This window comes from Mycobacterium marinum, from assembly GCF_003391395.1.
Classification (GTDB): domain Bacteria; phylum Actinomycetota; class Actinomycetes; order Mycobacteriales; family Mycobacteriaceae; genus Mycobacterium; species Mycobacterium marinum.
In genome coordinates, this window is record NZ_CP024190.1 from 227,909 (window position 1) to 250,879 (window position 22,971).

The following is a 22,971-nucleotide window of genomic DNA, read 5'->3' on the forward strand; positions in this document are numbered from 1 at the left end:
CTGTAACAGGTGCCAATGCGCGGCGAAGGGGATCGAGGCGGGCTGCACCGGCGGCATGGGGAGCGACCGAAACGTCCTCAGCACTCGACGATGTTGACGGCCACGTTGATGGCCAGGCCGCCGGCCGAGGTCTCCTTGTACTTGGCGTGCATGTCGGCGCCGGTAGCCCGCATGGTATCGATCACCTGGTCAAGGGTCACGCGGTGGAAACCGTCACCCCGCAGCGCCATTCGGGCGGCGTTGATGGCCTTACCCGCGGAGATCGCGTTGCGCTCGATGCAGGGGATCTGCACCAGCCCGGCGATGGGATCGCAGGTCAGGCCAAGGCTGTGTTCCATGGCAATCTCGGCGGCGTTTTCCACTTGCCGCGGCGTGCCACCGAGGACCTCCGCCAGTCCGGCGGCGGCCATCGCGGCCGCGGAGCCGACTTCGCCCTGACAGCCCACCTCGGCCCCGGAAATCGACGCCCGCTCCTTGAATAGGGATCCGATGGCGCCCGCGGTCAGCAGAAAACGAACCGTGGCGTCCTCGGAGTCCGCGTTACCGGCTTGCGTGTAGTGGGCGGCGTAATGCAGGACGGCGGGCACAATGCCGGCAGCACCGTTTGTTGGCGCCGTGACGACGCGGCCGCCGGAAGCGTTCTCCTCATTGACGGCCAGCGCAACCAGGTTGACCCAATCCTCGGCGAATTCGGGTTTGCGGTTCGGGTCTTCGGCGTTCAAGCGCTCATACCAGCTTTTCGCGCGACGCCGCACCTGCAGGCTGCCCGGGAGTAAACCGTCGCGCGAAATGCTCTGCTGTTCGCACTCCACCATGACGTCGCGTAGGTGCAGCAGACCGCTTCGGACGTCTTGTGCACTGCGACAGCATGATTCGTTGCGTAGCGCCACCTCGCTGATCGAGATGCCGAATTGGTCGCAGATGTCGAGCAACTCCTGGCCTGAGGAGTACGGCAGGGGGGTGCGACATGAATGGCGGTCGTCGCTGTGATCGGAACCCGCTGTGACGATAAAGCCGCCGCCGACAGAGAAGTAGGTCTCGGTGGCCAGCACCCGCCCCCCGGAATCGGTGGCGGTCAGCGTCATCCCGTTGGGGTGGGTGGGCAAGACGACGTCGGGATGCAGCTTGACGTCCCCCTCGGTAAGGGGGACCGCCACGGTGCCGTCGATCCGGGTGACCCCGGACTCGGCGATTTCGGCGAGCCGGCGCTCCTTGGCTTCGCTGCTGATCGCCTCGGGCTGAAAGCCTTCCAGGCCGAGTAGCACCGCGGACATGGTGCCGTGGCCCGCGCCGGTGGCCGCGAGCGAGCCGAAGAGATCGATTTGTACCGCGGCGACGGCATCGCGCTGCCCTGCGCTGCGCAGCGTAGCGATGAACTCGTTGGCCGCGCGCATCGGGCCCACGGTGTGGGAACTGGAGGGCCCGATGCCCACGGTGAAGAGTTCGAAAACGCTGATCGTCATGGCTTGTGCAGTTCCGGGTACAGCGGATAGCGCGCGGCGAGCTCCTGGACCTGCTTGCGCAGCTCACCCAGCTGGTCGTCGTCAGCAGCGGTCAGTGCCGCCGCGACGATGTCGGCTACGGCGCCGAAGTCGTCGTGGGAGAAGCCGCGCGAGGCCAGCGCGGGGGTGCCGATGCGCAGCCCGGAGGTGACCATCGGGGGCCGCGGATCGAATGGGACGGCGTTGCGGTTGACCGTGATGTCGACGGCGGCCAGCCGGTCCTCGGCTTGCTGGCCATCAAGGTCGGCGTTGCGCAGGTCGACCAGTACCAGGTGAACGTCGGTTCCGCCGGTCAACACGGTGATGCCCCGTTCGGCGACATCGGGCTGGTTCAACCGATCGGCCAGGATTCGGGCACCGTCGAGGCAACGCTGTTGGCGCTGCACGAATTCGGGCTGCGCAGCCATTTTGAAGGCGGTGGCCTTCGCGGCGATGACGTGTTCGAGCGGCCCGCCCTGCTGGCCGGGGAACACCGCGGAGTTGATCTTCTTGGCGATGGCCGCATCGTTGGACAAGATGATGCCGCCGCGCGGCCCACCCAGCGTCTTGTGCGTGGTGGAGGTGACGACGTGCGCGTGCGGCACCGGGCTGGGGTGCAGGCCGGTGGCGACCAGGCCGGCGAAATGTGCCATGTCGACCATCAGCACGGCACCGACCTCGTCGGCGATCTCACGGAATCGGGCGAAGTCCAACTGCCGGGGGTATGCCGACCAGCCCGCGATGATCATCTTGGGCTGGTGATCGCGGGCTGCTTGAGCGACGGCATCCATGTCAATGAGGTAGTCGTCTTTGGACACCTCATAGGCCGCGACGTTGTAGAGCTTGCCGGAGAAATTGATTCGCATCCCGTGGGTGAGGTGGCCCCCGTGAGCCAGCGAGAGCCCGAGAATGGTGTCGCCGGGATTGAGCAACGCGTGCATGGCGGACGCATTGGCAGTCGCACCCGAATGTGGTTGCACGTTGGCGTATTCGGCGCCGAAGAGCGCTTTGACGCGGTCGATGGCCAATTGCTCCACACCGTCGACGAATTCGCAGCCGCCGTAGTAGCGCCGGCCCGGGTAGCCCTCGGCGTACTTGTTGGTCAGGACCGAGCCTTGGGCCTGCATCACCGCCAGCGGTGCGTAGTTCTCCGAGGCGATCATTTCCAGCCCGGTTTCCTGGCGGTTGAGCTCGCTGTCGATCAGGGCCGCGATGTCGGGGTCGAAGGTGCTTAGGGATTCGTTGAGGATGGTCACAAGCTTAGTCCGTTCTGTCCGGCGTACTCGCTGGCGGTCAACAGCTCTCCTACGGCGGCCGGCCGCACGGAGTACAGCCAACCCGCGCCGTAGGGATCGGTGGCGATGGTTGCCGGGTCATCGACGGCGGCGGTGTTGACCTCGACGATCTCACCGCTGGCGGGGGCGATCAAATCCGAAACGGTCTTTGTCGATTCCACTTCCCCGCAGGACTCGCCCGCGGAGACGGTCTCGCCGACCTCGGGCAGTTGCACGAAGACGAGGTCGCCGAGGGCTTCAACAGCAACCGAGGTGATGCCGACGCGGACGGGACCGTCGGGTGTGGCCGCACCGGGTGCGATGTCGATCCACTCATGGTCAGCGGTGTAGCTGCGGTCGCCAGGTATTTTGCGGTCGGTCATGGTCGCCTTTCTTGGGATGCGTGGGCGGTCGCGATGGTCATGAGGATCAGGCTGGGCGCGGTCGCACGTAGAACGGTGTCGCGACTACCCGGAAGTGTTCCATGCTGCCCCGGATATCCACGGCGACAATAGAATCAGTGTCTACCGTGCCGGCTTCGACATAGCTGATCGCGATCGGGTAGCCCAGCGTGGGAGAAAGAGCCCCCGACGTGACCGTCCCGATCTGCCGCTGGCCGTCCTCGGTGTACACCGCATATCCGGCCCGAGCGGCGCGCTTGCCGAGTCCCTGCAGGCCGATCAGCGTGCGTCGCGGTCCCTGCGCGGCCAGTTCGGCGAGGGCATCGCGGCCGACGAAGTACTTCTCGAGTCGTACCGTTCGGCCCAGTCCCGCGTCGTATGGGCTGGTCTCCAGCGAGAGTTCATGGCCGTAGAGCGCCATACCGGCTTCCAGCCGCAGCGTGTCGCGGCAGGCCAATCCGGCCGGGATGACGCCGTCGGCGCGACCGGCGTCGAGTAGCAGGTGCCAGACCGGGGCGGCGTGCGCGTTGTCGACGTAGAGTTCGAATCCGTCTTCGCCGGTGTATCCGGTGCGGGCCAGCAGCACTGGTATCTCGCCCAGCTGTATTTGCGTGGCCGCGTAGTACTTGAGCTCGGTGACCGTGGCCCGGTCGGCCTCGGCGACCACCTTGCACAGCACCCGCTCGGCGACGGGTCCCTGCAACGCGATGAGCGCGGTGTCCTGGGAGCGGTCGGTGACCGTGGCGTCGAATCCGGCGGCCCGTTGGACCAGCGCTTCGTAGACGGCCGCCACGTTGGCGGCGTTGGCAACGACGAGGAAATTGTCCTCGGCGAGCCGATATGCCACCAGGTCATCGATCACACCGCCGTCCTCCTGGCACAGCAGTGAGTACTTGGCCTTTCCTACCTTGAGGCCGGAGAACGCGCCCACCAACGCGTAGTCCAGGGCGGCCGCGGCCCCGGGACCGAGGACCTCGATTTCGCCCATGTGCGACAGATCGAACAATCCGGCGGCGCTGCGCACAGTGTGATGTTCGGTGAGCTCGCTGCCGTAGCGCACCGGCATTTGCCAGCCGGCAAAGTCGGTGAAGCGGGCACCCAGCTCATGGTGCTGCTGCAGCAATGGAGTGGCCGGTGTGGTCCTGCTGGTCGTCATGTCTATTCCCTTGCTGGTCAAAGTACTTGAAGTGAAGCGGATTTCGGCGGCAACGTCGACTCGAAGGCCGCTGGCGACGGGCACGAGCAGACCAGGTTGCGATCGCCGTGTACGCCATCGATGCGCCGCACCGGAGGCCAGTACTTGTCGGTGACCAGCCAGGGCGCCGGGAATGCGGCCACACTGCGCGGGTACGGCAGGTCCCAGGTATCTGCACACACCATTTCGGCGGTGTGCGGGGCTTGGCGCAGTGGGCTGGCCTCCAAGGGCCACTCGCCCCACATGACCAGGTCGATTTCGCCGCGGATGGCGACCATCGCATCGACGAACCGGTCGAGCTCGGCCAGATCTTCGGACTCGGTCGGTTCCACCATCAGCGTGCCGCTTACCGGAAACGCCAGCGTGGGGGCGTGGAATCCGTAGTCGATGAGCCGCTTGGCGACGTCCTCTGCGGTGACTCCGGAGCGGCGGGTCAATTCCCGCAGATCCAGAATGCACTCGTGGGCGACCAATCCGTGTGGACCGGTGTAGAGCACCGGGTAGTGGTCGTTGAGCCTGGCGGCCAGGTAGTTGGCTGACAGCACGGCCGACTTGGTGGCCGTGGCCAGGCCGTCGGGACCCATCAGAGCGATATAGGCCCAGGTGATCGGCAAGATCCCGGCTGATCCGTAGTTCGCCGCCGCCACCGACGAGTCACTGGTGTCCTGGTGCGGGTCGTCCGGCAGGAACGGGGCCAGGTGCGCCCGCACCGCGACCGGGCCCACACCGGGTCCACCCCCGCCGTGCGGAATGCAGAATGTCTTGTGCAGGTTCAGGTGTGAGACGTCGCCGCCGAAATGGCCCGGCCGCGCGATTCCCACCAGCGCGTTGAGGTTGGCGCCGTCGATGTACACCTGGCCGCCCGCCTTGTGCACCAGATCGCACACGGTGGTGACGTCGGGCTCGTAGACACCATGGGTGGACGGGTAGGTGAGCATGATGGCCGCCAGCTCCGCTGAATGGGTGCTGATCTTGGCGCGCAGGTCGGCTAGGTCGATGCTGCCGTCGGCGGCGGTGGCCACCACGACCACCTGCATGCCGGCCAGCACCGCCGAGGCCGCGTTGGTGCCATGAGCCGACTGCGGAATCAGGCAGATTCGGCGTTGCTGCTCGCCGCGGCTGGCGTGGTAGCCGTGAATGGCGAGCAGGCCGGCGAGTTCGCCCTGGGATCCCGCGTTGGGCTGCAGCGAGACGCGGTCGTAGCCGGTGATCTCGGCCAGCCAGCGCTCGAGATCGGCGATCAGCTCCCGATATCCCGTGGTCTGCGCAATCGGGGCGTGCGGGTGGATGGCCGCGAACTCTGGCCAGCTGATCGGGGCCATTTCGACCGCGGAGTTGAGCTTCATGGTGCACGAACCCAGCGGGATCATGGTGCGGTCCAGGGCCAGGTCGCGATCCGAGAGCTTGCGCAGGAACCGCATCATGGCGGTCTCGGAGCGGTGTTCGTGGAATACGCCGTGCTGCAGGTAGGGCGTTGTCCTGAGCAACTCCGAGCCCAGGGGGGATCGGCTCGGCGCGATGCGTTCGACATCGAAGGCCTTGAGCACCAAAGTGATGACCTCGGTGGTGGTGGTCTCGTCGCAGCTGATTCCGACATGGTCAGAACCCGCACGTCGCAGATTGATGCCGAGGCTTTCCGCGCGTGCGATCAATTCGCCGGCGCGGCCTGGGACTTCGACCAGCACGGTGTCGAAGAACTGGTCATGGGCCACGGTGTAGCCGTGGTGGCGCAGGCTGGCCGCAATCGACACAGCATGGGCGTGAACTCGAGAAGCGATGTCGCGCAGCCCCTCCGGTCCGTGATAGACGGCGTACATCGCGGCGACGTTGGCCAGCAGTGCCTGGGCGGTGCAGATGTTGCTGGTGGCCTTGTCGCGGCGGATGTGCTGTTCGCGCGTCTGCAGGGCAAGTCGGTAGGCCGGTGCGCCGTTGACGTCCTTGGACACCCCGACCAGCCGGCCCGGCAGTGCCCGCTCCAGCCCGCTCCGGACCGCCATGTACCCGGCGTGGGGCCCGCCGAAGAACAGCGGAACACCGAATCTCTGGGCCGAGCCCACCGCGATGTCGGCGCCGAGTTCCCCTGGCGGGGTCAACAGGGTCAGCGACAGCAGGTCCGCGGCGACGGTGGTCATGGCGCCCCGGGCTTTCGCGGTGGCGATCAACCGGCCCAGGTGCCGTACCGCGCCGCTGGCGCCGGGTGCTTGCAGCACGATGCCGAAGAAGTCGCCCTCGGGCAGCTTCTTTTCGATGTCAACGAGTTCGATGTCGATGCCCACCGCTGCCGCACGGGTCCGAAGCACCGACAGGGTCTGGGTGAAGCAGTCGCTGTCGACCAACAGTCGTGCAGACGGGCTCTTGCTGGACCGCCGCATCAGCAGCATCGCTTCCACGACCGCTGTCGCCTCGTCGAGCAACGACGCGCCGGCCAGTGGCAGCCCGGTGAGGTCCTCGATCATGGTCTGGAAGGTCAGCAGCGCCTCGAGACGGCCCTGCGAGATCTCGGGCTGATAAGGGGTATACGCCGTGTACCAGGCCGGCGATTCGATGAGGTTGCGGCGCAGCACTTCTGGTGTCACACACGGCGAGTAGCCCTGGCCGATCATGGACACCCGGATCGTGTTGCGTTCGGCCATCGAGGCCAGATCAGTGAGCACCTGCTGTTCGGTTCGAGCCGCGGGCAGGGCCATCGGCGCGGTGTTTCGGATCCGCGCCGGCACGGCAGCATCGATGAGGTCATCGAGGCTGGGGTAGCCGACCGTGGCGAGCATGTGCGCAATCGCCGCGGGATCGGGGCCGATGTGACGGGGCACGAAACTGGAAGCGACAGCGCGACCGCCGTGCAGTTGTTCATATGTTTCAGACAAGGGGCAACTCCGGTTTCCGTGGGCCCGGATCGCACCGGGCTGGTTGCTCCCTCCCCGCTCTGTCCTGAAACCTGAGAGTCTGTGGCGCCGCCATTACAGCGACGTCGTACACCTTCGGTAAGGCACGGTCTAGGTGACCGATCCTTGTCTCCAGAGTCGCCTCGGCGATGCGGTACTGGGGCCTGAGAGATTCTCGGGGAGGAGATTGCTCCTACGGCGCCTCGATAGCGAGGTTTCTCCCGCGTCGCGTCAACAGCAATGTTGTTGGCTATTTTGTTGTGACGAGCAGTCAACATACACACCGACTCGTCGTCTTGTCACTCCCCCGATTGGCCACATTTGGCGGTGCCCGGCGGTTGGCCGGACACCGCACGGGCGGGCGGTTGGCTGCAGGCCCGGGGCGACCAAGACCGGACACATTTGACCATCGAGCGTTAAACGCGGATGCGCACAATAATATTCGGGGCCCGCGGCGCCGCATTCGGACCGCTGTTCAGCTGCGAAAACGGCGGCCGGAGCTGCGGTGGGTGCCGGATCGATTGCTGATCCGATCCGCCCGATGTGAACCATCACACACGCGGGGCCCCCGGTCCGGGGCGAAGTCCGCCCCCGCTCATCCGCTCGGGTTCGGGTAGATCGAGGTAGCGCTCCAGGTTGCGGTGCATGTTGATGATCCGCCGTTCCTCGCCGGACAGCACCAGATGGGTGAAGCCGGGCTGATGCAAGCCGCGCTGGACACCCGGGAGCACGCGGATGTCTTGAGTGAGCACGATCCCGGGCTCGGCCTGGTCGGCGGCCATCCGGACGTCTGTCGGCTTGTTACGCGGCGCGTCCGGCGGCATCCGCGTCATCAGAAACATCACCATCTCGCCCTTGTCGGGATCGGCGAAGTGCTCCGGCTGGGGCCGCGAGCACATGATGGTCAGGTGGTCCGCGTTGGCCAGAAACGTCATGTTGGGAAACACGTTGTACTGATGCAGTCGGGTTATCCGATCGGTGTCGGCCCACTCGAGGTCGACACCGCGGGTGGCGGCAAAGGCTCGGGTGCGTGCCGCAATGAGATCCTGAACCGACTGGCCGGGCCGGCGCTCGTCGGCTGGCAACGGCGTGCCTTCGGCCGCGCCCATCAGCGCACCCTGTGTGTAAACGTAAGCGTCCCAGACCTCTTGGTCGCTCAGGGTGCCTTCGAAGCGTGGGCTCGGCACACCGTAGAGCTGGTCCGACTTCCCAGCGTGCCTCCAGATCTGTTGTGGGGCGTGAATATCGTCGACACAGCGCAACAATTCGGGATGCAATGTCTGAATGTGGTAGGTCTCGCTGTAGCCGTCAGCGATGGTCTTCCAATTGGCGTCGACTTCCACGGTGAGCGTGGCGTAGCAGCGAAAATCACTCAGCCCGCACCACGCGATGTCTTCGGGTATCGGGTCCAGGTAATCCATCAATGGCATCGCGGTGACGTCGAGACTGACGAAGACCAGGCCCTCCCAGGTCTCGACCCGCACGGGCAGCAACGGGAAGTCGGGCATGTGCAGCGAGCCGAAACCCTTGCGATTGGGCACTCGCCGCAGTTCTCCGGTCAGATCCCAGGTCCAGCCGTGGTAGCCGCACTTCAGTTCACGCAGGCCCGAACCCGAGCCCGCGCACAGCGAATTGCCCCGATGGCGACACACATTCTGGAATGCGCGCAGCACGCCGTCGCAGTCGTGGACGATCAGTACCGAATAGGGGCCGCAGCGGTACTCGAAGTAGTCGCCCGGCGCGGCGACATGGTCGAGCATGCAGGCGAGCTGCCACACCTTGGGCCACATTCGTTCGATTTCGAGCTGGGCGAACGCGGGGGAGTGGTAGCGCTGCGCGGGCACCAGTGTCGGGGAAGCCGGCGGAACTCCAATCGCGTCCTCGTCGCGAGTGCGGGCGGGATTGCCGGCGGCGGTGCTCATCGCGTCCCGCTAACGCGCTCCGCGCACCAGGCGGCCGGGGCGGGCTCCGGTGTCGACACCGCCACGGCGGGTCACCGCTCCGCTGACGATTGTGGCGGCGTATCCGCTTGCGCCCTGCAATATCCGGTTGCCGCCGGCGGGCAGGTCGTAGGCCATCGCGGCCGGATGCAGCCGCAGCGCTTCGAGGTCGATGACGTTGAGATCGGCCTTCTTGCCGGGCTCGATGGTGCCGCGGTCGGTGAGGCCGAACAGGTGGGCCGTGTCGCGGGCCTGCTTGCGGATCACATATTCCAATGGCAACTTCTCGCCCCGCTTACGATCGCGTGCCCAATGGGTCAGCAAGAAGGTGGGGTAGGAGGCGTCGCAGATCATGCCGCAGTGAGCGCCGCCGTCCGAGAGCCCCAGCACGCCGGCCGGGTGCAGCATCATTTCGCGGATCGCATCGCAGTTGCCGTCTGCGTAATTGAACAGCGGCAACATCAGCATGGCGCTCGCGTTCGATTCGAGCATCAGGTCATAGAGGGTCGCCAGCGGATCCTCGCCGCGGGCTTGGGCTATTGCGGCGACGGTGCGGTCGCGGGTGGGTTCATAGTCGGGTGGATCGCCCAGCGCATAGAGGCGTCCCAGCGAGTACTGAACGAAGGCGGACATGCCGTCGAACAACACGTTCGGGTCGATGGGTAGGTCGTCCTCGGACAGGATCGCGGCTTTCACCGCGGGATCGGCCAGCCGTTGCGCGAGCTCGTCGCGGGTGCAGTCGGCCTTGAGCCGGCGGTAGGTCGGGCGGTGGGTGAAGGCGTGGTGACCTTGGAACCCGATCATCATCCCGAACGGGCGCGCGGCGATCTGCGGGTGCAGGCGGCTGCCCGCCGCGTGCGCGCTGGCCGAGAGCTCCAGCTGCTCGCGCCACAGGTTGGGATCGGCGTCCACCTGGATCAGGGCGAACGATACGGGTCGATCGATCTCACCGGCCAGGCGCCGCATCCATTCCAGTTCCCTTCTCGGCCCGACGATGTCCTCGCCCGCGGCGCCCTGCGGGGCGAGCTCGAAGACGGCCTGTCCGCCGGCGGCCATGGCGCGCCCCAGCCCGAATAGCTCGTCCTCGGCGGCGAAGGTTCCGGGCACCGGTTCGCCGTCCATCGCGCGGTGAGCCAGCGTTCGTGAGGTCGAGAACCCGAGCGCACCGGCCTCGATCGCCTCGGTGACCAGCCGGCCCATCGCCGCGATGTCTTCGGCGGTGGCCGGTTCATTACGGGCGCCGCGTTCACCCATCGTGTATGCGCGCACGGAGCCGTGGGCGATCTGGCTCCCCACGTCGATGGAGAACTTCTGCTTGCCGATCGTGTCGAGGTATTGGGGGTAGCTTTCCCAGCCCCAGGTGATGCCCTCGGTGAGCGCGGTGCCGGGGATGTCCTCGACCCCCTCCATCAGCCTGATCAGCCAGTCCTCGCTGCCGGGGCGAACGGGTGCGAAACCCACCCCACAGTTGCCGGTGACCACGGTCGTCACCCCGTGCCCGCTGGAGGGCTCCAGAGTGCTGTCCCAACTCACCTGACCGTCGTAGTGCGTGTGGATATCGACGAAGCCGGGGGCCACCACCTGACCGGTGGCGTCGATAGTTTCGGCGGACGCACCGCCCAGGCCGGGATCATCGGCGCCCCGCCGGACGACGTCGACGATCTTGCCGTCCTTGATGCCGATGTCGGCCCGGTAGCGTGCGGCCCCGGTGCCGTCAACGACGGTGCCGCCGACGATCTTCAAATCGAACATGAGCCCTCTGAGCCTCTCCCTGGTCGCGCGGCCGCGACGCGAGCCACCGGCCTGCCAACCCGGACCTGGATGGTTATTACGCTACGGCGCGTCGCGTATGTACGACGGTATTCCGCCCGCTCTATTCAGTCAATGATTCGACAGCGTGCAAACGCAGGGGTGCCGGCTCAGCTATCGGAGATGTCGTTGAGCGCGTCGTCCAGTGCGTCATAGAGGGGCAACATGGCGTCGATCCCCATCAGCCTGATCGGCCGGCTGGTGGCCGGACCGTCCGCGACCACCGCGAATCGCGTCGGTGCCACGGCCTGCGCCTTGGCGCTGACCAGGACGGTCATCCCCGCTGAGGCCAGGAAATCGACCTTCGAGAGGTCAACGATCAGTGTTGCGGGCACCTCGATGAGCGAAGTGCGGAGCATCTCGGCCAACCGCGGTGCGGTCAGCATGTCGAGTTCCCCCGACACCGTCACTACGACCGCTTCGCCAACCCGGGATTTTTCGATTCCGAATACTGTGGGTGGCGTTGGGTCGCCAGATTGTTCCACCATTGCTGTATCTCACATCCGTCCCGGTTCGGGACACCGCTCGTTGGCAGACATCCAATGTTTCGGGCCGGGCTGCTATCTCAACCCCGCCGACCGCTTCCGCCGCCAACATGCAGCTCAGTGGCGCACCCCCGGTCTGCACAAATCCTAGGCCACCACCAGATCGGGCGCGCTCGCCGCGCGGGATCCGGCATGCCGACGCCGCAATCGCGCCGGTCGGTTGGCGCTGCCGGGCTCGGGTGGCCTCAACAAAACATGGTCCCCGACGATGCGACGTTGGTAGGTTCTGGGAATGCTCTTCGCGGCGTTGCGCGACATGCAATGGAGAAAGCGCCGCCTGGTCATTGCGATTATCAGCACCGGAATTATCTTCGGGATGACGCTCGTCATGACCGGGCTGGCAAATGGTTTCCGGGTGGAGGCGCAGCACACCGTCGATTCCCTCGGTGTCGACGTTTTCGTGGTCAAAGCCGGCGCGGCCGGGCCGTTTCTGGGCTCGATTCCATTTCCCGACGTTGACGTGGCGCGGGTGGCCGCCGAGCCCGGCGTCGTGGCCGCGGCGCCGCTGGCCAGCATGGGCACGATCATGAAGGAAGGCAAGTCAACCCGAAACGTCACGGCTTTCGGTGCACCGGAGCACGGACCGGGCATGCCCGAGGTATCGGACGGGCGAGCGCCGTCCGAGCCGGATGAGGTCGCGGTATCCAGCACGCTCAATCGGCATATCGATGACACCCTGCAGCTCGGAGCGCACAAGCTGCGGATTGTCGGAATCGTGCCCAACTCCACGGCGCTGGCCAAGATCCCCAACATTTTTCTGACCACCGAGGGCCTGCAGCGGGTGGCCTACAACGGGCAACCGATGATCACGTCGATCGGGGTCGACGGCTCGCCCCGAGAGCTTCCGGAGGGCTACCAGACCTACGATCGGGAGGGCGCGGTCAACGACCTGATACGTCCGCTGAAGGTCGCCGTGAATTCAATTTCGATCGTGGCGGTCTTGCTGTGGATTGTGGCGGTGCTGATCGTCGGATCGGTGGTGTATCTCTCCGCGCTGGAGCGCATGCGCGACTTTGCGGTGTTCAAGGCGATCGGCACGCCAACGCACTCGATCATGGCGGGACTGGCGTTGCAGGCGCTGGTCGTCTCGCTGCTTGCCGCTGTTGTGGGTGTCGTCCTGTCGAAACTGCTAGCTCCGTTGTTCCCGATGATCGTCGCGGTACCTGGCGGGGCCTATCTGGCGCTACCGGTGGTGGCAATCCTGATCGGCCTGCTGGCCAGCGTCGCCGGACTCAAGCGGGTGATGACCGTGGATCCCGCACTCGCGTTTGGAGGTCCTTAGCCGGTGGGCGATCTCAGCATTCAGGACCTGGTAGTCGAGTACTACAGCGGTGGATATGCCCTTCGGCCGATCAATGGTTTGAACCTCGACGTGGAGGCCGGGTCTCTGGTCATCCTGCTCGGTCCGAGTGGATGTGGGAAGACAACGTTGCTGTCTTGCCTGGGCGGCATTCTGCGACCCAAGTCCGGGGCGATCAAGTTCGAGGACATCGATATCACCACGCTCGAAGGTACGGCGCTGGCGAAATATCGGCGAGACAAGGTGGGCATCGTCTTTCAGGCGTTCAACCTGGTGCCGAGCCTGACCGCGCTGGAGAATGTGATGGTTCCGCTGCGTTCGGCCGGGATGTCACGTGCTGCGGCGCGGGCGCGCGCCGAGGAGTTGTTGAAGCGCGTCAACCTCGAGGAGCGGATGAAACACCGGCCCGGGGACCTCAGCGGTGGGCAACAGCAGCGCGTCGCGGTTGCGCGCGCGATCGCGCTGGACCCGCCGCTGATCCTGGCCGATGAACCGACCGCACACCTCGACTTCATCCAGGTAGAGGAAGTGCTGCGGCTGATCCGCGAACTCGCCGATGGTGACCGAGTGGTCGTGGTGGCCACCCACGACAGCAGGATGCTGCCGATGGCCGACCGTGTTGTGGAGTTGACGCCCGATTTCGCGGAGACCAACCGGCCGCCCGAAGTCGTCGAATTGAAGTCCGGGGACGTGCTGTTTGAACAGAGCACGATGGGCGACCTCATCTATGTCGTATCGGCGGGTGAGTTCGAAATCGTGCACGAATTAGCCGACGGCGGCGAAGAATTGGTCAAAGTTGCCGGGCCCGGAGAATATTTCGGCGAGATGGGGGTGCTGTTTCACATGCCGCGTTCGGCAACGGTGCGGGCCCGCACCGACGCGACGGCCGTCGGCTACACGGCGCAGGCGTTTCGTGAGCGGCTCGGTATCGGCGGTATGCGCGACCTGATCGAGCACCGCGAGCTTTCCAGCGACTGATTTGGCGACGGAGCTGGCGGGTCAGCGCCGGTGCCCGGCGAAGAACTGCCAGATGGTGTCGGTCGCGTCCAACGCCGTCGACGGTTCGGGAAGACCGAGTCTCTCCAGCAGGGGGCCGCGCGTACCGCCGGGCCATTGATGGCCCGCCCCGGCCACCGAGATCAATTCCACGGTGTGGCCGTCTGCGCATTCGGCGGTCACGGTTGTCACCACGCCCGCAGTGCTCGAGATGGGCGGTCCACATGCGTCGATGGCGCGCCAGGTCGCGTTCACCGAAGGCACCGACGGGCCATCCACCCGTGGCGATCCGTTGATTTTCACCGCTTGGCCGGGGCCGCCGTCATAGGGGACGCTCTGGTCTGCCGTGCCGTGGATTTGCAGCACCGAGGTCGGCCGCGCGCGTGCGCAATCGGTCACCAGCGTGCCGGCCACCGGTGCGATCGCGGCGAAGATCTCCGTTTGGCAACCCAACCGCAGCGCCATCATGGCGCCGTTGGACATGCCGGTGGCGTAAACACGCGCGGAATCTATCGGGATCTGTTTTCCGATCTCGGCAACCATGGCGGTGAGGAATCCGACGTCGTCGACATTGTTGCGCTGGGGCAGGCCGCAGCAGGTTCCAGCGTTCCAGGCCCGGTGCAGACCGTCGGGATAGGCGACCAGGAAGTGCTGCTGATCTGCCTTGTCGTTCCAGTGGTACGCGCGCTCGGCCTGCGCACCGTTGCCGAAGCCGCCGTGCATCATCACCACCAGTGGGACAGCGCCGGTCAATCCCTGCGGCCGGTAGAGATTGAACGTCCGTTCGGCGCCATCCCACTGGATGCTCTGAGTGGACCGGCCCACCGGGATCGTCGCGGGTGCGGGTGCTCCAGCCGCATGCCCACCCGCGGAACATCCGCCCGTCCAGACGACGAGCAAGCCGAGGACAACCGCGCTCAACACCCGAAGGATGCGAGCGGTTTCACGCGCCATCAACTCATGGTGACAGCCCTCTGCCGGATTGACAAGTAGCTTGTCAATCAAGCGAGGGGCTGGCTTCCAGGCGGGGCCGTTCCTTACCGCGGGAGTCGCGCCACGGCCAGGATCCGAGCGGCCACCAGGGCGGCGACCGTCACTGCGATGCAGGCAAGTCCGTCGTCCTTGAGGCCCCACTTCACCGACGCCAGGATGGCCGCCCCGGCCACACACAGCAGTACGCCGACCCCCGCGCCGCGCCAGACCGAGGTGATGGCGGGTGCGCCGTCCCAGCCGGGCAGCGGATTGTTCTCCAGCGGCCGCAGCGCAACGAACAGCGCTGCCACCGCACCAAACATGATCAACAGTTGGGCAGCGCTGATCACGGCGAAGCCCGGCTCGCCGGGATAGCGGGGAACTCCCAATCCGTCGAAGAGCAGGTGCACGCCCAGCAGGGCTGGCATATGCCACAGGTACAAAGTCATGGCTCCGGAGTTGCCGATCGCCGCCAACCACCAGACCCGCGGGCGCCGAGCCCATCGGGCGATTGCCGGTGCCGCCACAACAGCCAACGCGCTCAGAATGATGGCGTGACCAGCCAACAACAGTGAGGGAGGGCTCATGTTGGGCAGCCGCTGGCCTTCGATGCCAACCAGGCTCAGCTCGTAAGGGCCCCAGCACAGCAACGCGACGTTGGTAGCCAGAAATATCGCGGCCGTGCCGATCGTGCGGGCTCGTGTCAGCAATCGGTGGCGATAGGCCACGCCGAACATGGCGGGAATGAGCCAGACCGCGAGGTTGAGGTATCCGAGCGATGCTGCGGCGCTGCAGTGCAGTCGGACGGCGTCGACGGCCGCGATCATGGCGTAGACCGCGGTTACGCCGGCGGCCAGGCGCGCCGTGCTGGTGATTCGAGATAGCACCGGCATCGCCGCCAGCACCAGCACGTAGGCGCCGAGAAACCACAGCAATTGGATGCTCACACCGGCGACCGGCTCGTAAACGTGCTGGGGCAGTAGCGGATAGAGGATGACCAGCGCCACCGCCCAAAAGCTCAGGTAATAGAAAACCGGTCGAAACAGCCGCGCGGCGCGCTTCATCAGCCAGCCGCCCCAGTTCGTTCCGGGGCGCCAGGACGGGACACACGCCGCCGCTCCGGCGAAAAAGAACAACGGCATGATCTGAAAAATCCAGGTCAGAGCCTGAAACGTGGTCGAGGTGGTCAGCAGGTTGTCCCAGCGGAGCACGCCACCGCGGATGACGCTGGTCGCCATCACCGTATGGCCCACGACCACGCCGACCAAGGCCGTGATGCGGATGACGTCGATGGCGCGGTCACGGTCGGCCGGGGTGCGTTCGGCAAGTTCGGCGGGGCTGGGAAAGCCCGTCAGCGATGTCATGCTTGAAGCATCACGGGTGGGCCGGGTGGACCGCTTGGGTACTTGTACTCGTCTTACCCGGGTAGAGCTACCCGAACGGTGGGCGCAACAGTGCTGCCGGGGTGAGCTATCTGGCTGGGGGCCAACGATTTACATCGAACGCTGCAGCGTCAGGGTGAACAGCAGGTAGCCGACGCAGAGCAGGAAGTTCAATGCGACGATAACCATGCCCAGCGAGAGCAATGCATGCCGGCACTTGCGCTGCAGCCGGTGCAATTTCGCGACGCGTTTTTCACGGGTTATTTGGATGGCGATCAACGCAAAATTGATATTCGTCATTTCGCTATCCGAGGCGGGCATGCCGGCGTGCATCTCCCGAAGACGCTGCGGCGAGATCCTCACGCCCACCCCGGCGAATCGACGGCTCAGCCGTCGCGCCTGGCTGCGGCCGAATAAGTGATCGCGCATCGGCAGCTGATGCGAGAGTCTCCGTCGTTCGTCGCCCCACGGGTTCGACGAGGTCGTCACAAGCCGGAATTCTATGCCGTTTCGGTCCCTTATAGGGAGCGCCGCGCCAAATTTCTTCACGCCATTTGTGAATTAACGCAATTGCTCGGTGGGTACCCCATAGCGGTCTTGATACGGACGCACCCGGTCGCGAACGACGCTGGCGTCTAGGCCGGTATCCGACCAGGTGGACCGACCCCGCCCGCCATCACCGGGATGAGCCCTCAGGAAGTCACGCATGCGTTGTTCGGTTTCCGGCGCCAGCTCGCGGCCCAGCTTGCGATATACGCCTCTGATCGTGCTCCAAGGGTCATTGACGAAGTCGGTGTAGAGCACGTCGATCACCTGGCCGGCGGGGAGGGCGCCGCCGGCACGCAGCGCCATCTCCCGGTCGAGGCCGACCACTATTTCCTCGTAGCACTGGGCCGCGCATTCGGCGATGCTGGATTCGTCGCTGGCCATCCGGCGCAGGTGATGGGTCAGCGCCGCGATTGAGGAGATGACGTTGAGTGGGTCACGGTGTGTCTGCACGATCAACGCGTCGGGGTACTCGGCCAGTAGCGCATCCAGCTGCCACAGATGCGCGGGCGATTTGAGCAGCCACTGGCCCGCGACGCCGGATTGCAGGTGTTGCAGAAAGATTCGGTGGAATCGGTAGGCGCCGCGGTGGTCCGCCTCGTACAGCAGCCAGCGGTAGTAACTGGGTAGCCGGTACTGCACCGAATAGATCATGCTGGTGAATTCGCTGGCCGTGATGCGGACGCACTCCTGTCCGACCTGTGCGCCCATCGGGTGAAAGGACAGGAAGCCGGGAATGATCTGCTCGGAGAGCTCGATGCTGGCCTGTGTCTGCGCGATTCGTGGATCGCTGAGATACGTGTCGGGCTGGGGGACCGGACACGGCGCATCGACTTCCCAGGTCAGCGGTGCCCGAAGGTCGGGGTCCTGGGCGAGCAAGTCATAGAGAATCGTCGTTCCGGTGCGGGGCTGGCCGACGATGACGATGGGCTGATCGATTGCCTTGGTGGCGATTTCGGGGTGCTGGCGGCGCCACGCGATGACGCCGAGCCGGTTACGCAATGCGCGCATCAGGTCCAGGTGGGCGATCTCGACGCCGATAGCCGACAACCGCGCCTCGTGGATCAGCGCGTCGGTGACCCGCTGCAATCCGTCTTGCCACCCGTCGGCGCCGAAGTCGTCGCTTCCGGCTTCCTCGCAGGCGGTGGCGATCAGGCGTTCGGGCTTGAACCGATCCTGCGGCATGCTCATGCCCGCTGCTCCCGGTGGTGTACCGACACCTCGAGGTCGGGCGCTTGGGGATTGTCCAGCCAGCGCAGGATCACGAACCCCCGATGCCGGCCACCGGTGTCGAGCCAATGTCCAAAACCGAAGTCCTGCTCGGAAATTGCAATACGCACCCTGCCATCCGCGCCGGCACGTACCGCCCGATTGGTCACCGAGCTGTGCCTGCTGTCCGGCTCCAGACATTCGTGCCAGATGCTTTCCAGCGCGACACTCCAGTACCGCGTTTCCGGTGGCTCGAAGTCCAGCACCAGAGCCTGCCCCGGTGCTAGCCGGAAGGTCCCGATCATGTACAGGTTGTCCGGGGTGGTGTCGGCGGCGCCAAGATCGGCGGCCTGGGCGGTCAGCAGGGTGTTGGGGTTGTCGAGCAGTTCGGGCTTGATGGTGCGGTGCAGCGTGGTGAGCTTCATCAAGGACCACGCCAGCGCCGTGAACTGTCCCGCAAGTTCGTCGTCGGTTGGTGGCGACGCCGGGGCTGGGTCGAAGGCCTCGATGCGCATTTTGGCCAGCTCTTCGCGGCTGCGATCGCCGACGTACTCCCGGACGACGATCGCCGATGCGTCGTCGGGGATTTGCACCCACTGCCCGCCGCCGGGCTCGTCGGGTTCCAGCGCCGAAAGCAACAGCGTGAATTCACCAGACTGCAGCGCCAAGTCGGCGTCGCTGAGGTAGCCGGCCATTCGCCGCGGCGTGAGTCCGGTGCCGGCCAGTATCTGTACTCCCAGGTAACAACTGGTGCCCCGGGTACCGGTGATCCGGTAACGGTGGTCGCCGCGGATCATCGCCAGAAAGTAGTTGCCCTCCGGGTTGGGGCCGCCAATCATGCGGTTCGGCGGACACATATCGAAGAACACGGGCCGGGCGGGGTCGGACTCCACCGACATTTGCGCGCATAGCGACGACACCCGGGCGATGACCCGCAGTCCTTCCAGGAGTTCGGGCTCGGACTCGGCGTCCTCGGTCACGATCTTGGTGACGTCTGCGAGCATGCGCTGAAAGAACTGCCACGCGGCAAGCGCCTGGGGGGCACCCGCGACAGGCCTGGCGAGGTGGTGAGACATAGTCTCACGATGAGACTATGTCTCACACATTCGGTAGTGGTTCGCGTGAATATAGTGGGCGAATGTCTCCGCCCCCCGCAGCTACCTCACTTGCCGAGCGCAAGCGCACCGCGACCCGCCAGCGCATTGCCACGGCCGCGGCGCAGCTGGTTGCCGATCTGGGGCTGGCCGCGGCAACGGTGGAGCGCATCGCCGATACCGCCGACATCAGCCGGGCGACCTTTTTCCGTTATTTCAACTCCAAGGAAGACGCCGTCGCAGAAGGCATGACAGCGCACTGGCTGGACCGGATCGCTACCGCTCTGGCGGCGCAACCCGAGCATCTGAGCGCCGTCGAGGCGGTCGTTGGCGCCTTCGGTGGGCTCGCTGTCGGATTTGCCGAGATGGAAGATCAAGTACGCGAATTGGCAACGCTTACCCGGTCTTCGGAAACGTTGGAAGCCTGGACGCTGCACATCTATGTGCGGTACGAATCGGCGATCGCCGACTTGATTGCACCGAGGATACCCAATTTGGTACCCCAAGACCCGAGGCCGCGGCTGGTCGGTGCGTTGGCGATGGCCGTGGTGCGCATCGCGCTGGATGACTGGCTTGGTCAGGGTGGCTCGCTGCCGGATCGGGTGCAACAGGGGTTGGCGGCGATTGTCATCGCGTGAATGGCGTCCAACCGGGCGCCGGTTGCGGTGCTGGATCGTCGTCAGTCCCCAGCGCGTTGCGCCCTAGGTGCGTACGGCCACCGCTGATAGCAGATCGGCCAATCGATCTGGCCGGTCGAGCATCGAAAACGTCCTGGCCCCCTCGATGAGCTCGAGTCGGGCGTTCGGGATGGCGGCGGCGAGGCGCCGGCCGTCCTCGAGTGCAAAGAACTTGTCGTCGGCCGACCAGGCGATCAGGGCGGGCTTGCTGAACTCGGGCAGCCGCGCGGCGACGCCCCTGGTGACGTCGGTATGCAATGACAGGGTTAGCTGACGCAGGTCTTCGGCGATCGCCGGATTCGATAGCGCCGGTTGTACCCAGCGCTGCGCCAGCTCATCGATGTCGGCGTGGGCAAGGTCGCCGTAGGCGCGCCGGCGGGCCGCCGGCGACCGCATGGTTTGAATAGCGGCCCGAAACATCTTCTTGGACTTGGCCGCCAGGATCACCGGCTTGAGAATCGGTGGTGGAAAGTGTTCGAAAGCATCGCAACTGGTGAGCACCAGCGCGCCAAGACGCTCGGGATGATGCACCGCCACCAACTGTGCGACGACCCCACCGGTGTCGTTGCCTACCAGCACCACATCATGCAGGTCCAGGGTTGCCAGCACATCGGCGACCAGGTCACCCACGCCGGTGATCGATCGGTCGGCATCCGGGCCCAATGCCCTCGAGTGTGCGCCAAGGGGCCAGGTCGGCGCGAAGCAACGCAAGCCCCGCTCGGCAAGCCGTTCGCTGACCTGGCGCCACAGCTGGCCACCCATCAGGTACCCGTGCACGAACATGACCGGTCTGCCGTGTTCGGGTCCGGTTACTTCGTAATGGATGGTTCCGGCGTTAATGTCGATCGTCGGCATGGATGACTCCCATTTCGATACACTTACAAACACGCTGCCGGTAACTTACCAACAGGTTGTATGGAAATCAAGAGACGCACGCAAGAGGAGCGCTCCGCGGCTACCCGCGAGGCGCTGATCACCGCTGCTCGCAAGCTGTGGGGCAGTCGCGGCTATGCCGAGGTGGGGACGCCGGAGATCGCCGCGGAAGCCGGCGTCACCCGCGGCGCCATGTACCACCAATTCGCTGACAAGGCGGCGCTATTCGGTGAGGTCGTCGAGGCGGTGGAACAGGACGTGATGACGCGGATGGCTACCTCGGTGGCTGCCTCGGGGGCGGCCACGCCCGCCGACGCGATCCGTGCTGCCGTCGATGCCTGGCTGGAGGTGTCTGGCGATCCAGAGGTGCGCCAGTTGATCCTGTTGGACGCACCCGCGGTGCTCGGCTGGGCGGGCTTCCGCGATGTCGCACAGCGCTACAGCCTGGGCATGACCGAGCAGTTGATCACCGAGGCCATCCGGGCGGGCCAGCTGGATCGCCACCCGGTGCGGCCACTGGCCCATGTGTTGATCGGCGCGCTCGACGAGGCGGCAATGTTCATTGCGACGGCCGATGATCCCAAGCGTGCCCGCCGCGAGAGCCGACAGGTGTTGCGTCGGCTGATCGACGGCATGCTGAACGACTAGCAGCTGGCATTCGGGCGCGCTCGGCCATTCCGGCCGATACCGGCCGCGGCGAACCACGGTCGCGCGCTGCACCCGGGTGGGTACGCTAGCCCGGATCATCGGCCCACCCTGGGGGAATCAATGGCATTTCGAATCGGCATGAATATCGCGGCCTGGGTGCTGTGCGCCGGCGCGGTCGTGGGTGCGCCCCCGGTGCAGGCCGCACCCGGCGCCGTCTTGCCCCCGATCCCATCCACGGGTGGCGGGCCGATCATCGGTGGCGGTGATGAGGCTGCCCAGAGCCGCATCGCGCGACAACTCATGAGCGTGGGTAATGCCGACGTCCAAGAGGGTGATGGCGCGGACGCGGCCTCGTTCATCATGGACTCGGCGCGGGTGGCCGACTCACGCCTGGCTTCCGCGTTCGCCCCCCTGCAGCGCGCGTTGGGATGTCAGAAGGTCAACACGTCATTTGGGGCCCGTGCCTACCGGCGCAGCGATGGCGGGTGGGGTGGCGCGATGCTCGTCATCGCCGAGAGCGCTACATCGGACATGCAGGCGCTGACCGGTTGCATCCGGTCCGTCTGGCCCGCGGCAACCGCCGGTGGATCCAACGCGATGTGCGCCCACGGATGGACCTATCCGACTTCAGGGCAAGACCACCGCCCTGAGACTTACCACATCCTGCTGGCCGGCACAGCCGCCGACTTCTGTGCCAAGTTCGACGAGGACTACGCAAATTTTCTGTGCCAAGTTCGACGAGGACTACGCAAATTTCGCCACCAACTGGCCGTGAGCACTCACCGCTGGTGGTAAGCCGTCCGAAGCGGCGGGGCGTTTCACGCATCGGGCGGGGAGTCCGCCGGCACCGCCGGGGTAATGCCCGTGGCCAGACCACATCGTCGACGTCTCACCTTGTTTGCTCTGGAATCAATGTCCAATGAATATCGTGGGTGCCAGGACGTCCAAGTATGGCCAGCTGGCGCGTTCGCTTCGTGGCCACCCGCACGCCGGTTAGCTGCAGGTTTGTCGAGGATCTGGACACGTCGCGGGAGTTCGCGGCTGCGGGTTACCGCAGCATAGGTATGCCTTCGTGCTATTCATCATGTCGCGCTATGCTCACCCAATGCTTTGCTCGGAGGTGATGTTCGGTGGCGCGTAGGCGCGGATGGAATGGAGCGCCGCCGGCCTCGGACGAAGAGGCATCACGGCGCATTGTCGACACGGCGGTGAGGCTGATCGCCGAGACCGGATCCGATGTCAGTCTCGCCCAGGTCGCAGCGTCTCTGGGGGTCATCAGGCAGACGGTCTACCGCTACTATCCGACCGCAGATGCGCTCATGCGCGCGGCGGCAATCGCATCGGTGGACGGCTTTCTTGATCGGCTCACCGAAGCCGTGCGCGGCATGCGCGATCCCGCGGAGGCGATGGCCGAAGCGGTGATGTTTACGCTGCGCGACGTGGTGCGCACGCCCCATCTCGGCATTCTGATCGCGCAACCGTACGCCCACACACACCCGGAAAATCTCACCTCCGAAGAGGCACAGGTATTCGGGGTGCGGATGCTGGAGCGCTTCGACGTCGACTGGGCGGAGTATGGATTCGCCGACGAGTCGGCCAGGCACGACCTGGTGGAGTTCCTCCTGCGGGTGTTGCTGTCATTCTTTGTCGCGCCCAATGTGCCCAGCCGCTCCGATGATGAGCTGAAAAGCTTCATCAAGCGGTGGGTCGGCGGCGCCATCCTGGCGCAGAAGCGCTGACCCGGGCT

At 65.5% G+C, this 22,971-nt stretch carries 20 protein-coding genes and 1 riboswitch; of the genes, 6 read left to right on the forward strand and 14 right to left on the reverse strand.

Translation table 11 applies throughout. The annotated features are described in order from the left end of the window. Positions 1 to 77: 77 nt before the first annotated feature. From CCUG20998_RS00975 to CCUG20998_RS01010, 8 genes are all read right to left on the reverse strand, one after another. On the reverse strand, positions 78 to 1,463 hold the full coding sequence (locus tag CCUG20998_RS00975) for an L-serine ammonia-lyase (protein ID WP_038578306.1): 1,386 nt from the start codon (positions 1,461 to 1,463) through the stop codon (positions 78 to 80). Continuing rightward, positions 1,460 to 2,737, reverse strand: a complete 1,278-nt coding sequence (gene glyA, locus CCUG20998_RS00980) for a serine hydroxymethyltransferase (RefSeq protein ID WP_012392204.1) — start codon at positions 2,735 to 2,737, stop codon at positions 1,460 to 1,462. Before glyA ends, CCUG20998_RS00975 begins: the two co-directional genes overlap by 4 nt. Further along, the gene (gene gcvH / locus CCUG20998_RS00985; RefSeq protein ID WP_020731328.1) at positions 2,734 to 3,138 is read right to left on the reverse strand and encodes a glycine cleavage system protein GcvH; all 405 of its coding nucleotides are present in this window, start codon (positions 3,136 to 3,138) and stop codon (positions 2,734 to 2,736) included. The genes glyA and gcvH overlap by 4 nt, the downstream gene beginning before the upstream one ends. A gap of 46 nt (positions 3,139 to 3,184) precedes the next feature. Then, entirely contained in the window at positions 3,185 to 4,312 is a 1,128-nt protein-coding gene (gene gcvT, locus CCUG20998_RS00990) for a glycine cleavage system aminomethyltransferase GcvT (RefSeq protein WP_020731329.1), read from the reverse strand. A 17-nt stretch (positions 4,313 to 4,329) separates the two neighbouring features. Continuing rightward, a complete protein-coding gene (gene gcvP / locus CCUG20998_RS00995) occupies positions 4,330 to 7,119 on the reverse strand; it encodes an aminomethyl-transferring glycine dehydrogenase (protein ID WP_231389836.1) in 2,790 nt (929 codons plus the stop codon). A gap of 256 nt (positions 7,120 to 7,375) precedes the next feature. Beyond that, positions 7,376 to 7,467: riboswitch (glycine riboswitch) on the reverse strand. Positions 7,468 to 7,784: 317 nt separating this feature from the next. Continuing rightward, complete coding sequence (locus tag CCUG20998_RS01000) at positions 7,785 to 9,155, reverse strand: aromatic ring-hydroxylating oxygenase subunit alpha (RefSeq protein ID WP_020731332.1); 1,371 nt, start codon at positions 9,153 to 9,155, stop codon at positions 7,785 to 7,787. Between the two features lie 9 nt (positions 9,156 to 9,164). After that, positions 9,165 to 10,925, reverse strand: a complete 1,761-nt coding sequence (locus CCUG20998_RS01005; RefSeq protein WP_020731333.1) for an N-acyl-D-amino-acid deacylase family protein — start codon at positions 10,923 to 10,925, stop codon at positions 9,165 to 9,167. Positions 10,926 to 11,092: 167 nt separating this feature from the next. Then, entirely contained in the window at positions 11,093 to 11,470 is a 378-nt protein-coding gene (locus tag CCUG20998_RS01010) for an STAS domain-containing protein (RefSeq protein WP_020731334.1), read from the reverse strand. 289 nt (positions 11,471 to 11,759) lie between these two features. On the opposite strand from CCUG20998_RS01010, the gene CCUG20998_RS01015 reads away from it, so the two are divergent. After that, a complete protein-coding gene (locus CCUG20998_RS01015) occupies positions 11,760 to 12,809 on the forward strand; it encodes an ABC transporter permease (RefSeq protein WP_020731335.1) in 1,050 nt (349 codons plus the stop codon). 3 nt (positions 12,810 to 12,812) lie between these two features. Further along, positions 12,813 to 13,805: an ABC transporter ATP-binding protein gene (locus tag CCUG20998_RS01020; protein ID WP_020731336.1), complete on the forward strand. Its 993-nt coding sequence runs from the start codon at positions 12,813 to 12,815 to the stop codon at positions 13,803 to 13,805. Positions 13,806 to 13,826: 21 nt separating this feature from the next. Here CCUG20998_RS01020 and CCUG20998_RS01025 read toward each other — a convergent pair whose 3' ends face one another. The 5 genes from CCUG20998_RS01025 to CCUG20998_RS01045 form a co-directional block, all read right to left on the reverse strand. Further along, positions 13,827 to 14,777: a CE1 family esterase gene (locus CCUG20998_RS01025; RefSeq protein WP_020731337.1), complete on the reverse strand. Its 951-nt coding sequence runs from the start codon at positions 14,775 to 14,777 to the stop codon at positions 13,827 to 13,829. Positions 14,778 to 14,860: 83 nt separating this feature from the next. Beyond that, positions 14,861 to 16,159, reverse strand: coding sequence for an acyltransferase family protein (locus CCUG20998_RS01030; RefSeq protein ID WP_020731338.1), 1,299 nt, complete (start codon positions 16,157 to 16,159; stop codon positions 14,861 to 14,863). 129 nt (positions 16,160 to 16,288) lie between these two features. After that, a complete protein-coding gene (locus CCUG20998_RS01035) occupies positions 16,289 to 16,666 on the reverse strand; it encodes a hypothetical protein (RefSeq protein ID WP_081651113.1) in 378 nt (125 codons plus the stop codon). A gap of 72 nt (positions 16,667 to 16,738) precedes the next feature. Further along, entirely contained in the window at positions 16,739 to 17,914 is a 1,176-nt protein-coding gene (locus CCUG20998_RS01040) for a sulfotransferase family protein (RefSeq protein WP_020731340.1), read from the reverse strand. Then, entirely contained in the window at positions 17,911 to 19,008 is a 1,098-nt protein-coding gene (locus CCUG20998_RS01045) for a DUF1214 domain-containing protein (protein WP_036456885.1), read from the reverse strand. Before CCUG20998_RS01045 ends, CCUG20998_RS01040 begins: the two co-directional genes overlap by 4 nt. A gap of 62 nt (positions 19,009 to 19,070) precedes the next feature. On the opposite strand from CCUG20998_RS01045, the gene CCUG20998_RS01050 reads away from it, so the two are divergent. After that, a complete protein-coding gene (locus CCUG20998_RS01050; RefSeq protein WP_012392219.1) occupies positions 19,071 to 19,664 on the forward strand; it encodes a TetR family transcriptional regulator in 594 nt (197 codons plus the stop codon). Between the two features lie 63 nt (positions 19,665 to 19,727). Here CCUG20998_RS01050 and CCUG20998_RS01055 read toward each other — a convergent pair whose 3' ends face one another. Then, on the reverse strand, positions 19,728 to 20,558 hold the full coding sequence (locus CCUG20998_RS01055; RefSeq protein ID WP_020731342.1) for an alpha/beta fold hydrolase: 831 nt from the start codon (positions 20,556 to 20,558) through the stop codon (positions 19,728 to 19,730). 60 nt (positions 20,559 to 20,618) lie between these two features. Between CCUG20998_RS01055 and CCUG20998_RS01060 the strand changes: the two genes are divergently transcribed. The 3 genes from CCUG20998_RS01060 (at position 20,619) to CCUG20998_RS01075 (ending at position 22,963) form a co-directional block, all read left to right on the forward strand. After that, entirely contained in the window at positions 20,619 to 21,224 is a 606-nt protein-coding gene (locus CCUG20998_RS01060) for a TetR/AcrR family transcriptional regulator (RefSeq protein WP_012392221.1), read from the forward strand. A 120-nt stretch (positions 21,225 to 21,344) separates the two neighbouring features. Continuing rightward, positions 21,345 to 22,019 (forward strand): hypothetical protein, encoded by a 675-nt coding sequence (locus CCUG20998_RS01065; RefSeq protein WP_240642836.1) that lies wholly within the window; start codon positions 21,345 to 21,347, stop codon positions 22,017 to 22,019. 335 nt (positions 22,020 to 22,354) lie between these two features. Further along, positions 22,355 to 22,963: a TetR/AcrR family transcriptional regulator gene (locus CCUG20998_RS01075; protein WP_012392223.1), complete on the forward strand. Its 609-nt coding sequence runs from the start codon at positions 22,355 to 22,357 to the stop codon at positions 22,961 to 22,963. Positions 22,964 to 22,971: the final 8 nt, after the last annotated feature.

Bases quoted from the DNA above. Each gene is read 5' to 3' on its own strand.
- gcvP (WP_231389836.1), bottom strand. From the start codon at position 7,119: ATGCTCGCCACGGTCGGCTACCCCAGCCTCGATGACCTCATCGATGCT.
- CCUG20998_RS01060 (WP_012392221.1), top strand. From the start codon at position 20,619: ATGGAAATCAAGAGACGCACGCAAGAGGAGCGCTCCGCGGCTACCCGC.
- gcvH (WP_020731328.1), bottom strand. From the start codon at position 3,138: ATGACCGACCGCAAAATACCTGGCGACCGCAGCTACACCGCTGACCAT.
- CCUG20998_RS01005 (WP_020731333.1), bottom strand. From the start codon at position 10,925: ATGTTCGATTTGAAGATCGTCGGCGGCACCGTCGTTGACGGCACCGGG.
- CCUG20998_RS01000 (WP_020731332.1), bottom strand. From the start codon at position 9,155: ATGAGCACCGCCGCCGGCAATCCCGCCCGCACTCGCGACGAGGACGCG.
- CCUG20998_RS01045 (WP_036456885.1), bottom strand. From the start codon at position 19,008: ATGTCTCACCACCTCGCCAGGCCTGTCGCGGGTGCCCCCCAGGCGCTT.
- CCUG20998_RS01065 (WP_240642836.1), top strand. From the start codon at position 21,345: ATGGCATTTCGAATCGGCATGAATATCGCGGCCTGGGTGCTGTGCGCC.
- CCUG20998_RS01040 (WP_020731340.1), bottom strand. From the start codon at position 17,914: ATGAGCATGCCGCAGGATCGGTTCAAGCCCGAACGCCTGATCGCCACC.
- CCUG20998_RS01015 (WP_020731335.1), top strand. From the start codon at position 11,760: ATGCTCTTCGCGGCGTTGCGCGACATGCAATGGAGAAAGCGCCGCCTG.
- gcvT (WP_020731329.1), bottom strand. From the start codon at position 4,312: ATGACGACCAGCAGGACCACACCGGCCACTCCATTGCTGCAGCAGCAC.
- CCUG20998_RS01010 (WP_020731334.1), bottom strand. From the start codon at position 11,470: ATGGTGGAACAATCTGGCGACCCAACGCCACCCACAGTATTCGGAATC.
- CCUG20998_RS01055 (WP_020731342.1), bottom strand. From the start codon at position 20,558: ATGCCGACGATCGACATTAACGCCGGAACCATCCATTACGAAGTAACC.
- CCUG20998_RS01050 (WP_012392219.1), top strand. From the start codon at position 19,071: ATGTCTCCGCCCCCCGCAGCTACCTCACTTGCCGAGCGCAAGCGCACC.
- CCUG20998_RS00975 (WP_038578306.1), bottom strand. From the start codon at position 1,463: ATGACGATCAGCGTTTTCGAACTCTTCACCGTGGGCATCGGGCCCTCC.
- CCUG20998_RS01030 (WP_020731338.1), bottom strand. From the start codon at position 16,159: ATGACATCGCTGACGGGCTTTCCCAGCCCCGCCGAACTTGCCGAACGC.
- CCUG20998_RS01025 (WP_020731337.1), bottom strand. From the start codon at position 14,777: ATGGCGCGTGAAACCGCTCGCATCCTTCGGGTGTTGAGCGCGGTTGTC.